Source organism: Bradyrhizobium sp. AZCC 1577 (genome assembly GCF_036924575.1).
GTDB lineage: Bacteria > Pseudomonadota > Alphaproteobacteria > Rhizobiales > Xanthobacteraceae > Bradyrhizobium.
Map to the genome: position 1 here is coordinate 421,445 of NZ_JAZHRQ010000001.1, position 13,821 is coordinate 435,265.

11 protein-coding genes and 1 tRNA gene are annotated in these 13,821 nt (G+C 62.5%); 4 read left to right on the forward strand and 8 right to left on the reverse strand.

Features of this window, described 5'->3' with window-relative positions; translation table 11 throughout:
- The first annotated feature begins 51 nt into the window (after nucleotides 1-51).
- The gene (locus V1278_RS01925; protein WP_442893694.1) at nucleotides 52-3,159 is read left to right on the forward strand and encodes a bifunctional diguanylate cyclase/phosphodiesterase; all 3,108 of its coding nucleotides are present in this window, start codon (nucleotides 52-54) and stop codon (nucleotides 3,157-3,159) included.
- Here the strand turns inward: V1278_RS01925 and V1278_RS01930 are convergent.
- The 3 genes from V1278_RS01930 to V1278_RS01940 all read right to left on the reverse strand — a co-directional run bounded on the left by V1278_RS01930 (nucleotide 3,075) and on the right by V1278_RS01940 (nucleotide 6,255).
- Complete coding sequence (locus V1278_RS01930) at nucleotides 3,075-5,009, reverse strand: patatin-like phospholipase family protein (RefSeq protein WP_334366004.1); 1,935 nt, start codon at nucleotides 5,007-5,009, stop codon at nucleotides 3,075-3,077. The two genes, V1278_RS01925 and V1278_RS01930, sit on opposite strands and share 85 nt — an antisense overlap.
- Before the next feature lie 167 nt (nucleotides 5,010-5,176).
- Nucleotides 5,177-5,860, reverse strand: a complete 684-nt coding sequence (locus tag V1278_RS01935; RefSeq protein WP_334379523.1) for an LLM class flavin-dependent oxidoreductase — start codon at nucleotides 5,858-5,860, stop codon at nucleotides 5,177-5,179.
- A complete protein-coding gene (locus V1278_RS01940; protein WP_334379524.1) occupies nucleotides 5,860-6,255 on the reverse strand; it encodes an LLM class flavin-dependent oxidoreductase in 396 nt (131 codons plus the stop codon). Before V1278_RS01940 ends, V1278_RS01935 begins: the two co-directional genes overlap by 1 nt.
- Before the next feature lie 144 nt (nucleotides 6,256-6,399).
- On the opposite strand from V1278_RS01940, the gene V1278_RS01945 reads away from it, so the two are divergent.
- Nucleotides 6,400-6,807 carry a YccF domain-containing protein gene (locus tag V1278_RS01945; RefSeq protein ID WP_334366002.1) on the forward strand — a complete coding sequence of 136 codons (408 nt, stop codon included), beginning with the start codon at nucleotides 6,400-6,402 and terminating at the stop codon, nucleotides 6,805-6,807.
- 19 nt (nucleotides 6,808-6,826) lie between these two features.
- Here V1278_RS01945 and V1278_RS01950 read toward each other — a convergent pair whose 3' ends face one another.
- From V1278_RS01950 to V1278_RS01965, 4 genes are all read right to left on the reverse strand, one after another.
- Nucleotides 6,827-7,303, reverse strand: coding sequence for a universal stress protein (locus V1278_RS01950; protein WP_334371323.1), 477 nt, complete (start codon nucleotides 7,301-7,303; stop codon nucleotides 6,827-6,829).
- A gap of 166 nt (nucleotides 7,304-7,469) precedes the next feature.
- Nucleotides 7,470-8,780: a TRAP transporter large permease gene (locus tag V1278_RS01955; RefSeq protein WP_334369109.1), complete on the reverse strand. Its 1,311-nt coding sequence runs from the start codon at nucleotides 8,778-8,780 to the stop codon at nucleotides 7,470-7,472.
- Between the two features lie 26 nt (nucleotides 8,781-8,806).
- Entirely contained in the window at nucleotides 8,807-9,355 is a 549-nt protein-coding gene (locus V1278_RS01960) for a TRAP transporter small permease (protein ID WP_334366000.1), read from the reverse strand.
- A 70-nt stretch (nucleotides 9,356-9,425) separates the two neighbouring features.
- Nucleotides 9,426-10,433 carry a TRAP transporter substrate-binding protein gene (locus V1278_RS01965; protein ID WP_334365999.1) on the reverse strand — a complete coding sequence of 336 codons (1,008 nt, stop codon included), beginning with the start codon at nucleotides 10,431-10,433 and terminating at the stop codon, nucleotides 9,426-9,428.
- A gap of 149 nt (nucleotides 10,434-10,582) precedes the next feature.
- Between V1278_RS01965 and V1278_RS01970 the strand changes: the two genes are divergently transcribed.
- A complete protein-coding gene (locus tag V1278_RS01970) occupies nucleotides 10,583-11,335 on the forward strand; it encodes a GntR family transcriptional regulator (RefSeq protein ID WP_334365998.1) in 753 nt (250 codons plus the stop codon).
- A gap of 69 nt (nucleotides 11,336-11,404) precedes the next feature.
- Nucleotides 11,405-11,481, forward strand: a tRNA-Arg gene (locus V1278_RS01975).
- Nucleotides 11,482-11,702: 221 nt separating this feature from the next.
- On the opposite strand, the gene V1278_RS01980 is transcribed toward V1278_RS01975, so the two are convergent.
- Nucleotides 11,703-13,784 carry a DUF4387 family protein gene (locus V1278_RS01980; protein WP_334379525.1) on the reverse strand — a complete coding sequence of 694 codons (2,082 nt, stop codon included), beginning with the start codon at nucleotides 13,782-13,784 and terminating at the stop codon, nucleotides 11,703-11,705.
- Between the last annotated feature and the right edge of the window lie 37 nt (nucleotides 13,785-13,821).

A 13,821-nucleotide genomic window follows, 5' to 3' on the forward strand; every position in this document is an offset into this window, starting at 1 on the left:
ACGGCTTATGACATGCGCGCATCGTATGCATATTCCCGGGGAGAAGGGAGAATGCGCGACCTGTTTCACCACCTGCGAGGCATGAAGGCCCGGACCGCGGCCGCCGGACGGCACCTTGCCGCAACGATCCGGGGCCCGGTGTTGTGGCTGACCCTTTGCGGCGGCTTGCTGGTCGCAGCGATTTTCGTCGGTACCATCATGATGGCCGGCGATTTCCGTGAGCGCGCGCTCGTCAACAGCGAGCGCGAGCTGGAGAACACCGTTCTTCTGCTCACCCGCCATTTCGACCAGCAGTTCGAGGACTCCGACACGCTCGCCGACGACGTGATCTCCCGGCTGCAGATTTCCGGCATCGGCTCGGAGAAGGAATTCCGGCAACGCGTCGCGAGCGCAGAAGCGCACGAAGTCCTGAGATCGAAGGCGGGCGTCTTGTCCTATCTCGGCGACATCTCGATCTTCGATTCCAATGGAGACATGATCAACTGGTCGCGGCCGCTGCCGGCGCCCAAGCTCAACATTTCCGAGCGGGCCTACTTCAAGAGCTTCAAGTTCGATTCGCGATCACCTTCCATTCTAGCCGAGTCGGTTCGCGGCTATCTGACGGGCAACCTGAATTCCGTCATTGCTCATCGATTGAAGGGCGAAGACGGCATCTTCCTCGGCGTGATGACGCGGCGCATCAACCCTGCCAACTACGAAAAATTCTTCGCTTCCGTCGCGCTCGGAACCGGCGCCGCTATTTCGATGTTTCATGCCGACGGCACCTTGCTGGCCCGCTATCCGCGTGTTGACGCACTGATCGGTCAGAATTTTTCGAACGCGCCGCTGCTGCAGCGCGTGCGGGAAAGCGGCAGCGCGCAGACGCTGCGCGTGCAAAGTCCGATCGACCAGACTGCCAGGCTGGGATCTGCGGCTCCACTCGCGCACTACTCGGGCGTGGTGGTCGCGACCAACACGGTTGCCGCCGCACTCGCCGACTGGCAGGAGCAAACCAGATTCCTGCTCATCGCGGCAACGCTGTCCGCTGTGGTGATCGCCCTGATCCTGTTCCTGATCATCCGCCAGATCACCCGGCAGAGCCGCGAAGCGCAGCAGCGGCTGGAAACGGAGCGGGGCCGGCTCGATACCGCCCTGAACAACATGATTCAGGGTCTGGCGACGTTCGACGCCTCGGCTCGCCTCGTCACCTTCAACCAGCGCTACATCGACATGCACAATCTGTCGGCCGACGTGGTCAAGCCCGGTTGTCATCTTCGCGACCTGATGCAGCATCGCAAGGATCGCGGCTCGTTCGATGGCGACGTCGATGAATTCTGCGATTCGGTCGTGCAGAACATCGCGCGCGGCCAGGCGGGTCACAGCGTCATCCAATGCGCCGACGGGCGCACATTCTTGACGGTGAGAAAGCCGCTGGCGGATGGCGGGTGGATCGCCACCATGGAAGACATCACCGAGCGGCGCAACCTCGAGCAGGAGCGCGACCGCAACTACGCCTTCCTGAGCCAGATCATCGATCACATCCCCTCCCAGATCACCGTGAAGGACGTGCACGACCGGCGCTATCTGCTGGTCAACCGCGTGGCGGAAGCCCAGTTCGGCATCTCGCGCGACCTGATCATCGGCAGGACGGCCTCCGACATCTTTCCGCAGGCCGCCGCCGAGATCATCGCGGCCGACGAAGAGAAAACGCTGCAATCTCCCGACGGCCTGTTCAAGGACGAGCATGTCTGGGAAACCCAGGGGATGGGCCCGCGCTACGTCACCTCCAAACGGCTCGGAATCCGCAACTCGGCGGGCCAGGCGCATTACATCATCAACGTTGTCGACGACGTTACCGAGCGCCGGCTTGCCAACGAGAAGATCGCGCATCTGGCGCATTACGACGCGCTGACCGACCTTCCGAACCGGGTGCTGTTCCGCGAGCAGATCGAGCGTGAGCTTCGCAAGGCCGCAGGCGGAGACCGATTCGCACTGCTCTATATCGACATCGACGAGTTCAAGGGCATCAACGACTCGCTCGGACACCATGTCGGCGACGAACTACTGAAGGCGATCGCAGCCTGCCTCAAGGATTGCATCAAGCCCGGCGATCTAATTGCCCGTCTCGGCGGCGACGAATTCGCAGTGATCCAGACCGCGATCGGCGGCCGCACGGAGGTTGAGGAATTCGTGGCCCGCGTTTACGAGGCAATACGGCAGCCCTATCGGTGCCTCGGCCATCATCTCTCGACTGATGCGAGCATCGGCATCGCGCTCGCGCCGGAGGACGGCATCGAACTCGACCAGTTGATCAAGCACGCCGACCTTGCCATGTACGCCGCCAAGGCCGAGGGACGCCGCACCCATCGCTTCTTCGAGCCAGCGATGGATGCGCGCGCCCAGGCACGGCTCACCATGGAGCAGGATCTGCGACAGGCATTGGCCGACGGCGGCTTCGAAATTCACTACCAGCCGCTGCTGGATCTCACGAGCGGTGAGGTGACGGGCTGCGAGGCACTGTTGCGTTGGCGGCATCCCGAACGCGGCATGGTCTCTCCGGCCGAATTCATTCCGATTGCCGAAGACACCGGCCTGATTAACGAACTCGGCGATTGGGTCATGCAGACCGCCTGCACCGAGGCGGCTAGCTGGCCGTCTCGGGTTCGGCTCGCCGTCAACGTTTCTCCGATCCAGTTGAAGTCGCCGACGCTGGCGCTGCGGATCACCGGCGCGCTGGCCGCCTCCGGCCTGCCGCCCGACCGGCTCGAGATCGAAATCACCGAGGCGGTGCTGATCCATGACGACGAATCGGCTCTCGCCATCCTGCATCAGCTTCGCGCCATCGGCGTGCGCATCGCGCTCGACGATTTCGGCACCGGCTTCTCCTCGCTGAGCTATCTGAAACGATTCCCGTTCGACAAGATCAAGATCGACCGCTGCTTCGTCAGCGACATCGAGGTCGACGGCTCGGCGGCGATCGTGCAGGCAGTGGTGAACATTGCAGCCGCCCGCAACATGAGCACGACGGCGGAAGGTGTCGAGACCGAACAGCAGCGCGAGCTGCTGCGCCAGCTCGGCTGCACCCAGATGCAGGGCTATCTGTTCAGCGCGCCGAAGCCGGCGGCCGAGGCGAGACGATTGCTGGGTGGGCGATTGGAGGCCGCGACAGCCGTCGCCTGACGCCGCTCCAGCGCGCCGGCGTCGAGAATGGCTGAGATGGCCGAACTGCCTCCCGCTTCCAGCGCCGCGATGGCCCCCTTGGCCCAGAGGTAGGAAGCTTCGAAGATTTCCGTGTGGCGATCGAAATCCGTCACATCGATATCGAGCGGAAGCGGCGGCCGCATCACCGTATCGAACGGCCCGACCGGCAACGTATCGTAGCGCTGGTGCGCCACCAGGCTTCGCCACAAAACGTTCACCGCGCTCGGCGCCGCCGGAAGCAGTTTTTTACGGAACGGCGTCAGCATCGCGGCGATCAATTCCAGCCGTCCCGGTAGCGAGGCATAATCGACATCGAACATCTCCGCCGCCGGTTCGCCGAAATGCACGACCAGGTTGGGGCCACTCTTGAGCTGGTGCATCGATGCCACCGGCACATTGTCGATCAGACATCCATCGACCAGCATCGCGCCCTCAGCCGTGTAGAACGGCGGCAACAGCCCGGGTATCGCGCTCGATGCGCGGACCGCCTGCCAAAGCGGCCCGGTGCGGATCAGTTCGAGATTGTGCGTCGAAAGATTGGTAGCGATGGCCGCGAACGGCCGCCAGCAATCCTCGATCCGGCAGTCAGCGCCGTATTGATTGGCGAGCGCCCGATCGAACGCCTTGTGATCCAACAGCGCGTAGCGCGGCCAGGTCGGCCGCCGAAAGCTTCGGCTCCTGACGAAGATTTCATGCGTGCCGCGCTCGAGATGCTCGGCTTCGAGATTTTTGGCAAAACCGGCGACCATGGCCGAGCCGACGCTGGTGCCGACGAAGATGTCGAACATCGCGCCGCGCTCGCGAAAGGCCTTGTAGATTCCGACATGCGCGGTTCCAAAACTGCCGCCGCCGGCAGCGACGAAGCCGACGGCGCGGCCGCATAGAAAACGAATCAGGCTGTCGATATCGATTTGGTCTTCGAGCGCGACATGATGGTGCATGAAGGCCGGCAGCCGGGCGAGCCATGCCGCGGTGCCGGAGACCTCGCCGCTTCGCCGGTCATGGATGCGGACGAGACGGCGGGCCGAAATCGAATGAACCTCGCAGGCGAAAGCCTCGATTTCCGTCAATGGGGCCGCGGGCGCATCGCCGCGACAGGCGAACACGACCATGTCGGCCTGACGGATCGCCTTGCGCGCCCAGGGCTGAGCCTCGCGGCCGCCGAGATAGACCACCAGCGGCGCGGCGTGTTCGAGCCTGTTGAGCCATTCGGTGACTTCATGCGCATCGAGCGCGCGCCCGGGAAACATCGCATGCAAACGCGCAGCATCGACGATCTCGGCATGGGTCGCAGCCAGCCCCTCGCGCATCCGGCGATCGAAGGTTTCCGGCAGAGGCTCCAATCCGCCGTCGATCAGCGCCACCGTTCGCGCTTTCGGCGAAGTGGGGAACGGCGTGATGCGCGCGGTCTCCTTGGCGAACCGCCGCGCCAGCGCCGCGAGCAGCGCCTCCACGATGGCGGGGGCTTCTTCGACGAGCTTCTGATAGGCCGGACGCGTCAACGCCAGCACGCTGGTGTCGCGGATGGCGATCACATCAGCGGTGCGCGGGACATCGGCGAAGAAGCCGATTTCGCCGACCAGTTCGCCAGCGCGCAGCTCGGCAATCGGTTCGAGATAGCCGGTCTTGCGCACCGCCAGCGCGCCGTGCAGCACCAGGAAGAGCGAGTCCGACGGCCCGCCTTGCGCGACCAGCATTTGCCCGCGCACCAGATCCTGGCGGACCATGGCGTTGAGGGCTTTTAGCCGCTGTTCGGAACTGAGTGTTCGAAACAGCGCGAATTCCTCCAACGCGGAGTTCCACGCAAGTACCGAGCTCGATCCACTCATTTGGCGGTACCCAGTTGAATTCGCGGCCCGACTTTAGCGCCGCCCACACACCACCGCGAGCGATATAGCGATATAAAGAGTGTGCCTCGGCGCAGCGCAGCAATGCGCCCGGCGTCATCGGGCATTCGGCTGCACTGCAGCATGACGGCCGGCATCCGCCGTCCGCGCTACGCCACCCACCGGCCGCGATTGTTCTCAGCGAGAATGGGCCGGATCAGCCGGCCAAAACGCTCGGCTTCCTCGTCATGCAGATAGCCGGACAGGCAGAACGAGTGGCAGCCGGCGTCGATGAATTGCTGCAGCGTGTCGGCGCACTGGACGGGATTGCCGACTACGGCAATGCCGGCGCCGGGGCGGACTTTTGTGATGCCGGTCCACAGATGCGGCAGCAGGAGATCGCCATGCTCACGGGCGAGCTGCTGTACGCGCTGGTTCGCTTCCGATTTGTTGTAAAGCGTTTTCATTTCCTGCTTCTGCCGCTCGGTCGCATGCCGTACCAGATGATCGGCGGCCCCCCAGGCGTCCGCCTCGTTCTCGCGGCAGATCACTTGAAGGCGCATGCCGAAGCCGATGTCGTTCTCGCGGCCATGCGCGCGCGCCATCTCCCTGATCTCGGCGATATTCGAGGCGATCTTTTCCGGCAGATCGCCCCAGAACAAATGCACGTCGGAATGTTTGGCCGACAATTCCCAGGCCTGGCGCGAGCCGCCGCCGAGATAGAACTTTGGAAACGGCTGCTGGTGCGGGCGCGGGCGGATGTGCGCGCCAGACAGTTTGTGAAACTTGCCTTCGAAATTCACCGGCCCGCGCGTCGTCCAAAGTGCCTTCAGGATCGAGACTTCCTCTTCCATCAATTCGTAGCGCGCTTCCTTCGGATAACGGACGCCCTCGCCCTCGACCTCGCTTCGTTCTGACCGGCGATCAGATTGATGCAGATCCGCCCGCCCGACATTTGGTCGAAGGTCGAGATCATCTTCGCCAGCAGCACCGGATTGATGTACCTAGGCCGCGCCGCGATCAGCGGCTTGATCGACGACGAACGCGCCGCCATGAACGCACCTGTGATCCAGGCTTCCCAGCACACGGAACCGACCGGGATCAGGAGATATTCGAAGCCAGCCGTCTCCGCCGCCCGCACCACGCGGTCGCACAGTTCAGGAGACCCCGGAATCTGCGCTTCCATCAGGCCATAGGCCGTGGTGTCGCCATGCGTGGGCAGATACCAGCCGAATTCGAGCGGACGCATGAACGCTTCTCCCTTGACGTGCTCTTTGGCGCGCTTGTTGCTTGATCGTCGTGGGAATCAGTCTAGCGTCTGCCGGGCCTGGGGCAATCGGGTTCGCCCGCAGCGCGGTTTCGTCAGCATTGCGTCAACACAGGGATAGCAGCCATGTCACCGGTCTCACTGCTCCTCAATGTGATCTGGGTCGTGCTCGGCGGCGCGTGGATGGCGTTCGGCTGGCTGGTCGCGTCCGTCGTCATGGCGATCACGCTCATTGGCATTCCCTGGGCGCGGGCCGCGTTCAATATCGCGGCCTACACCTTGTTCCCGTTCGGCTTCACGGCGGTCTCGCGCGACGCCTATACGGGCCAGGAAGATATCGGCACCGGCCCGCTCGGGGTGATCGGCAACATCATCTGGCTGGTGCTGGCGGGATGGTGGCTGGCGCTCGGCCATGTCGTCACGGCCGTGCTGCTGGCCGTAACCATCATCGGCGTTCCCTTTGCCTGGGCACACTTAAAACTTGCCGGGATCGCGCTGTGGCCGATCGGCAAGATCATCGTTCCCGCGAACTAAGTTCGGCGCAGCCTTACGGCTATCCCGAGGCCACCGTTTCCGCCGGTTTCAACCGCTCGAATTCGGCGTCGCTGATCTCGGTCTGGGCCACCAGCACACTGCAGCGCAGGCGCTTGACCAGATAGCTGCCGATCGAGCCGAACCAGCGTGCCAGCGTCCCCTGCGGGCGATGCCCGACCACGACGAGATGCGCGCCGATTTCTTCGGCGACCTCGGCAATTTTCTGCCCGGCATCGCCGACCTCGAGCCGCACGGTCGGCGAAAATCCCAGCGCCTTCAGCCGCTCGGCGCCTTCGTTCAGGATGGCCTTGTAATCCTCGGTCTGCAGCTCGATCGGGATCGTAAGCCCGGCCTCGGGCGTCATGATCGAGGAGACCTCGACGACGGCGAGCAAAAAGACCTCGGAACGGCAGAGTTGTGCGAGCTTTGCGCCCTCCCGCAACGCGCGCCGCCCCTCGACCGAACCGTCATAGGCGAGAAGAACCTTCTTATACATCGGACGTCCCCATCCATGGTAGAAGATCAACGCGTCAAGACTAGCACCAATTCGCCGGAACGGATCAGAATTTTGGCGGAAGGCGCGAACCGTGTCCCTGCCCATTGGGGGGCGCTCCGGCCGGCCTGCCGGCTGAATGACCATTGTTGCGGGCACATCGGTCGTCTCAGGGACAGATATAGCCCGCACCGCTCGGATTCTTGAAGCAGCCGACCGATTCCGGAAGCAGGTGCTTGGGCAGCCACAGCACGACTTCGGGAAAGAAGATGCAGAACGCGATCGCGGCGAGGAACACGATGTAGATGGGGAGCGACGCCAGCATCGCCCGGCCGAAGCGCACCCCGACGAATTTCGATGCCATCAGCAGCGCAAGCCCGTAAGGCGGCGTGATCAACCCGAACGCCAGCGTAACGATGATGACGACGCCCATGTGCACCGGATTGATATCGGCGTTCTTGGTCAGATCGTCGATGATGGGCATGAAAATGATGATCGCAGGGATCGCGTCGATGAAGTCCCCGACCACGACGAACAAGAGGACCAGCAACAGCATGATCAGGAAGGGATCGCCGCCAGCCGCCGACGATATCCAGCCTGACACCACGGCAGGCCCCCGTAGATAGGCCAGCATCCAGCCGAATACCGATGCGGCGCCGATGGTGATGAGTGGGATCGAATAAAGCAGTCCGGTCAGCGCCATGTCGCGCGGCAAGTGCCGGTAATGCCGGCGATTGAGCAACGGGATCGCCACGAATACGATATAGGCCACGGCAATGATGCCCGCCTCGGTCGGCGTGAATTGGCCGGTGAGGATGCCGCCCATGATGATGAACGGGATCATCAGCGGCACGGCCGCCTCCTTCGTGGCAGTCGCGACCATGCCAAATGTCGCGCGCTCGCGCTTGATGCCGACGGGCCCGAAGAAGTGACTGTAGATCATCAGTCCGATGCCGACGAATACGCCAGGCGCCACGCCAGCGAGGAACAAGCCGCCGATCGAGACATTGCCGGTCGCGCCATACACCACGGCCATGATGCTGGGCGGGATGAGATTGGCCATCGTCGAGGCGGAGGCGATCAGCGCCGCCGTGAAGGCGAGATCATAGCCTTCCCGCTTCATTTCGGGCGCCAGCGTTCGCGACAGGATGGCGACGTCGGCGGCGGACGAGCCGGAGATGCCCGCGAAGAACATGCTGAAGATCGTCACCACCTGCGCCAGACCGCCGCGCAAATGTCCGACCAGTGTTTGCGACAGCGCAATCATGCGGGCGGTGACGTTTGCCGAGGTCATGAGGTCGCCGACGAGCAGGAAGAAAGGCACCGCGAGCAGGGCCTCGGTGTCCATTCCGTTGAAGAGCTGCGCCATCATCGAGGCGAGGCTGACCGGCGTGAACGCCGTCACCACCAGCACAGACGCAATCAAGGCAAAGGCCACCGGCACGCCCATGTAGCCGAGAAACAGAAAGAGAAATCCCATCAGGAAGATGAGCCCGCCACTGGTCGTCACAGCGCTTTCCTCTTCTCGTCGGCATCCGATGAGCCGCCGAAGCCGTTCTTCCAGCCGTTGGCGATCTGCTCGATGGTGAAAAGGGCGATCAGCACACCGCAGAGCGGAATGGCTGCGTACAGGCTGGCCAATGGCGTCATTGACGGCATGCGCAAGCTTTTGAAGCCGTCCAGAAAATTCAAATAGCCGAAATAGACCATGCAGAGCGCGACGCCGAGCACCACCAGCCGGTTGAACGTCTCGAAGAACAGCCGCGTGTTGCCGGTGAGCGATTCCGCCAGCACGGCAAGATAGAGATGATCGTTGCGCCGCGTCGCCGCGCCCACGCCGATGAAGATGCCATAGATGAAGAATGTCATCGTCGCCTCCTGGAGCCAGAGCCAGGGATGACCGATGGTGCGGGTAACGATGTCGCACATCACCAGGACGGAGAACCCGGTGATGGCGACGCCGCAGAGAATCATCAGAACCTGCTCGAGCCAGTCGAGCGCGCGCCACTTCAGGTGACGCTGCTCCTCCAGGACGAGGCTATTGAATCCGGGCATGTCGAGTCTCTGATCCGCAAGGCACTGGCGCTGCGGGCAACCGCCGGGCTGCCCGCCCATCAACCGCCAGCTATTGGACGTTGCGCACCATGCCGAGGACCTTGACGGCGTTCGGTCCGAGATCGGCCGCCAGCTTGTCCTGGATCGGCTTGCTGATCGCCATGAAGCCGCTCTTGTCGACGCTCTTGACGACCTTGACGCCGATTTTTTCGAGCTTCGCCTGCGCCTCGTGTTCGAGCTTGAAGGCCTGGGCCGGCTCGTTCTTGCTGACCTCGTCGGCGGCCGCCTGCACCCATTTCTTCTGCTCGTCGGTGAGACTGCTCCATACCTTGTCGCTGACGAACAGAGCGGCATTGTTCGCTTCGTGCTCGGTGAGCGAGAGCACCGGGGCGGGTTCGTAGTGCTTGTTGACGAGATAGTTGTTGATGCCGTTTTCGGCCATGTCGACGACGCCGGTCTGCAGCGAGGTGTAGACTTCGCCGAACGGCATGTGCACGACCTGGGCGCCATAGGCCGGGAAAAGCGTATCTTCGGTCACGGTCGCCTGCACCCGAACCTTGACGCCCTTGAGGTCGGCGACCGCCTGCACCGGCTTCTTGCCGTACATGTGCCGCAGGCCCTGCGAGCCGAGCCCCAGCATGTGGGCACCCTTCATCTTGGCCGCGTATAATTCCTTCATCGCCGCGATGACGGCGGGATCGCCGAGCACCTTGATGGCGTGCGCTTCATCGCGGAAGATATAGTGAAGCGAGAACACGCCCGACTCCGGCTGCGCGGTCGAGGCATTGGCGGTCGACAGCATCACGAAATCGATGTCGCCGGTTTGGACTTTTTGCAGGGTCTGCGCCTCGGTACCGAGCTGGGCGCCGGGATATTGATTGATCGAGAGCGTGCCCTTGCTGAGCTCCATCAGCTTCCTGTTGAACATTTCGGCGCCGATGCCGTAGCCGCTGTTCTTCGGCTGGTCGTAGGCGAACGAGAATTCGCGCTTTTGCGCCGACGCTGGCGACGACACCATCGCAATGGCAACGCCCAGCAGAATGCCGCGAACGAACGGCAGATACCGTGAAACGGACATTGAATTCCTCCCCTGCTTCGCCGCTTTTGCGGGCTGATTGCCGCCGCTCGCCCTGACAGGCCGCGGCAGGTCATTATGACCGAAGCCACTCTGTTAACAAGATAGTATTTTAGATTGTATACTGTTTCGGCCGATGGCACATTGGCGCCATGGCCACTGCCAAAACCTTCAAAAGGCCGCCCCCTCGCGGCGACATTGCGAAAACTTCCGGGGCTGTCTTGCCGCCGGCGGCGACGCATGAGCGCGAGCCGATCGCGCATCTGATCGCCAGAAAGCTCGAGGAAGATGTCGTGCTTGGCAGGCGGCATCCGCGCGAGCGTCTGGTTGAGCAGGATCTGTGCGCGGCCTTCGACACCCATCGCGGCGACATCCGCCTGGCACTGTTCGAGCTGGAAAAGCGGGGCATCGTCGAGCGCATTCCGAACCGCGGCGCGATCGTGCGCGATCTGAAGCCGCGTGAGGTGAGCGACATCTACAATGTTCGCGAGGAACTCGAGGTGATGGCGGTGCGGATTCTACCGTTTCCCGTCGCGCCCGCCGATATCGTCCGGCTGGAAGCCGTGCAGCGCGAGCACGGCAAGGCCGTGGATGCCGGCGACCTCCTGGCGGTGTTCCACAGCAATGTGCAATTCCACCGCGCCCTGTTCGGGCTATGCGGCAACAACTGCTTGATCGAGACTATCGAAAATCTGGCGCAAAAGGTTTCGGGCATCCGCTCCTATGCCTACGCCAACCCGGGCGCGCTGAATGAGGCCCGCCAGGATCACATTGCCATGATCGAGGCCCTTCGGCATTCCCGCCGCGACGAGTTGATCATGCTGACAAGGCGTCACCTCAAGCCGGCGGAGCAGGCCTATGTCCGCGCCTACCGGCAACGTTTCGGGGACGGCGCAGGTGCCTGACACACTCCAAAAACGAATCCCGCAGGGCCGTTGCCCCTGCCCGGCCAATCGGCTAAATGAAGCCCTGTTGCACCCGTAGCTCAGCTGGATAGAGCGTTGCCCTCCGAAGGCAAAGGTCACACGTTCGAATCGTGTCGGGTGCGCCATCTTTCCTTTATTTTACAACGCGATATGCGCGCGCGAACCGAAACTCCAGTTCTGTCTCATTCGAGGGAGTAGGCAATTCCGAGGGAAATCGTCACCGAGTGCAGATAGCATGGCAACTGACGATGTTGGTCGGAAGCTCGAAGAACAATTGCTTCCATGAGTGGTATTGCTGAAGGAAAGTCGCGGGGAGCGGGAGACAGTGCTCCCCGCGGACGTTGGCTCAGAACGAAGACACCTTGGCGAGTGCTTGGGCATAGACGGGTACCGAAAGGTTCTCGATCGCGGACTGCTGCTGTGCGCCGAACACATCACGTTCGTCGGGCGAGGCCGAAATATTGAGCCGGTCGATCGAGATCTTGATCGCGTTGCACGTATCGACGAAGAAGGTGCCGACGACGCGATCCAACGGCAGGTCGAGGATGCGCGCCACGCTCTCGCGCGTGAACATGTTCGAGCTCAACGCGATCTCGTAGTTCTCGCCGGAGGTGAAGATCACATCGAAGGTAAGCCGATTGATGCCGGCGTCCTTGGAGCGGATGACCACCGCCATGTCGAGCAGCCGATGCTCACCGACCCGGAGGCCGGAGACGGGCACTTCCTGAATGAGGCAGAGGGTGCGGTCGTCCAGGCTTCGCGAGTATCCGGTCTCGCCAACGTCGAAATAGGCAGGCCGCGCTTCTCCGGTCTTCGTCCAGCTCGCTCCTTTCGCGTCGTAGTAGGTGATCGGGAACATGGCGTTCTTGATCACATCCTCGTTCTGAAGGAGGTGGTAGAGCGTCCACTCGTAAGCGTCGGGTGCATCGAGCCCGATCAAAGAGCCTGGCTTGGGCGTGACAAGATTGGTGATCCGTGCGACCTCGGCAGCGTGTCGCGCCGCGAGCGATGCGGCATCGCGATCGATGGTGCGTACGAGGATCGCGGGGGCAGTCTCGTCGGCATCGATGATCCGGTAGCTCGCATCTTTAAGTGCCGTAGGAAATTCGGCTTCGATCAGGTTGATCACCGCCTTCTTGATCTTGTCATAGTTGGCAAAGAACACCGGATCGCGGGTGCCGCTAGGAACGATCGCACCGAACGAGCCGTTAGATCGGCGGAAGCTGACGAGGTTGGGCGAGAGCGGATAAGCAATGTTGCCGGCGGTTGCCTTTCGTCCTGGATAGCCGTAGTGGATGAGGTAATGGGTGAGCAGGCTAGCCAGCAGCACGGCAGCCTCTTCGGACTTTGCGGTGGTCTCGATGATGATGCCAAGCTCACGATGGCCGGAAGCCGTGGGTCGGGCCTGCACGCCGTTGCGGCCGTAGACCAGCACATCCGCCGGCACTTTCGGCAGGTCGGCGGGGTCGATATGGAGCAGCGACACTTTGCGGGCGCCGAGGCGGCGGGCTCCTTCCAGCTTGATGCTCCACGGCCAGGGCTTACCCGATCGGACAAAGCGGCTGTTGCGTATGCCGGCGACCCGCGAATCTTTTGAGAAGAACTCCGTCTTCTCCATCGCCAGGATACCTTCGGGGTAGAACTGGAGCTGCGGATGGCTCTCTTCGTAGAGCGAGTGCGCGGCGATCGAGTACGAAGTGCAGCGGCGTGTGGGATTGGGGGCGACGAACAGCGCCGAGTTGTCGTCGTAGACTTCGGCGACGAGACAATCCGACGGCGAACCTGGATCGCAGGCTAGCGCGCCGCATTCAAGTACATGCCCGACATGGTAGGCGAGGCCGGCATCGATGCCGCGGCGGATCATATCCGAGGCGAAGAGCGCGATGTCACAAGAGCGGCCGGCAAAGATATATTGCGCGCCACTCTCCAGCGCTGTGATCAGCGGGTGGATTCCCATCTGTCCGACGATCGTGCTCTCACGCAGCGCTTCCTCGTCGAGCTCCGGACCGAGCCCGGTGCAGCGCAGCGCGCCCGCTTTGAGCTCGTTGATGACGACTTCGGGGTCCAGCTCGGCGCTGATCACGGCGACTTTGGCGTTGGCGATCCCCAGTTCGGCGAAGACTTCCTTGGCGATATCCAGCATGTAGTCGAGATTGCGGTCGCCGCCGGCCATGCCGCAGCTTCCCAGAATGACGGGAACGCCGAGCCTGCTGCCAGCTTCGACCATGTGCCGATAGTCGAGTTTGACGGCATCACGCTCGAAATATTCCGTGCCCGTCCCGAGATAGTAGGGACCGGCATCCATCGAGCCGGCGTCGGAAATGATGGCGTCGATGCGACCCTTCAGCGCTTCGTCGAGGCATTCCTTCGGATAGCCGTAGCCCAGCGCGCCACAGGCAGACACCACGCGGTAAATCAGATTTGCCATTGCTTCGATCCTTCAATGCCGGCCGCCAGTATTGGCG

What these genes read in the sequence shown, in the direction of transcription:
- V1278_RS01925 (WP_442893694.1), top strand. Translation starts at nt 52, where the DNA reads ATGCGCGACCTGTTTCACCACCTGCGAGGCATGAAGGCCCGGACCGCG.
- V1278_RS01930 (WP_334366004.1), bottom strand. Translation starts at nt 5,009, where the DNA reads ATGAGTGGATCGAGCTCGGTACTTGCGTGGAACTCCGCGTTGGAGGAA.
- V1278_RS01935 (WP_334379523.1), bottom strand. Translation starts at nt 5,860, where the DNA reads ATGGAAGAGGAAGTCTCGATCCTGAAGGCACTTTGGACGACGCGCGGG.
- V1278_RS01940 (WP_334379524.1), bottom strand. Translation starts at nt 6,255, where the DNA reads ATGCGTCCGCTCGAATTCGGCTGGTATCTGCCCACGCATGGCGACACC.
- V1278_RS01945 (WP_334366002.1), top strand. Translation starts at nt 6,400, where the DNA reads ATGTCACCGGTCTCACTGCTCCTCAATGTGATCTGGGTCGTGCTCGGC.
- V1278_RS01950 (WP_334371323.1), bottom strand. Translation starts at nt 7,303, where the DNA reads ATGTATAAGAAGGTTCTTCTCGCCTATGACGGTTCGGTCGAGGGGCGG.
- V1278_RS01955 (WP_334369109.1), bottom strand. Translation starts at nt 8,780, where the DNA reads ATGGGATTTCTCTTTCTGTTTCTCGGCTACATGGGCGTGCCGGTGGCC.
- V1278_RS01960 (WP_334366000.1), bottom strand. Translation starts at nt 9,355, where the DNA reads ATGCCCGGATTCAATAGCCTCGTCCTGGAGGAGCAGCGTCACCTGAAG.
- V1278_RS01965 (WP_334365999.1), bottom strand. Translation starts at nt 10,433, where the DNA reads ATGTCCGTTTCACGGTATCTGCCGTTCGTTCGCGGCATTCTGCTGGGC.
- V1278_RS01970 (WP_334365998.1), top strand. Translation starts at nt 10,583, where the DNA reads ATGGCCACTGCCAAAACCTTCAAAAGGCCGCCCCCTCGCGGCGACATT.
- V1278_RS01980 (WP_334379525.1), bottom strand. Translation starts at nt 13,784, where the DNA reads ATGGCAAATCTGATTTACCGCGTGGTGTCTGCCTGTGGCGCGCTGGGC.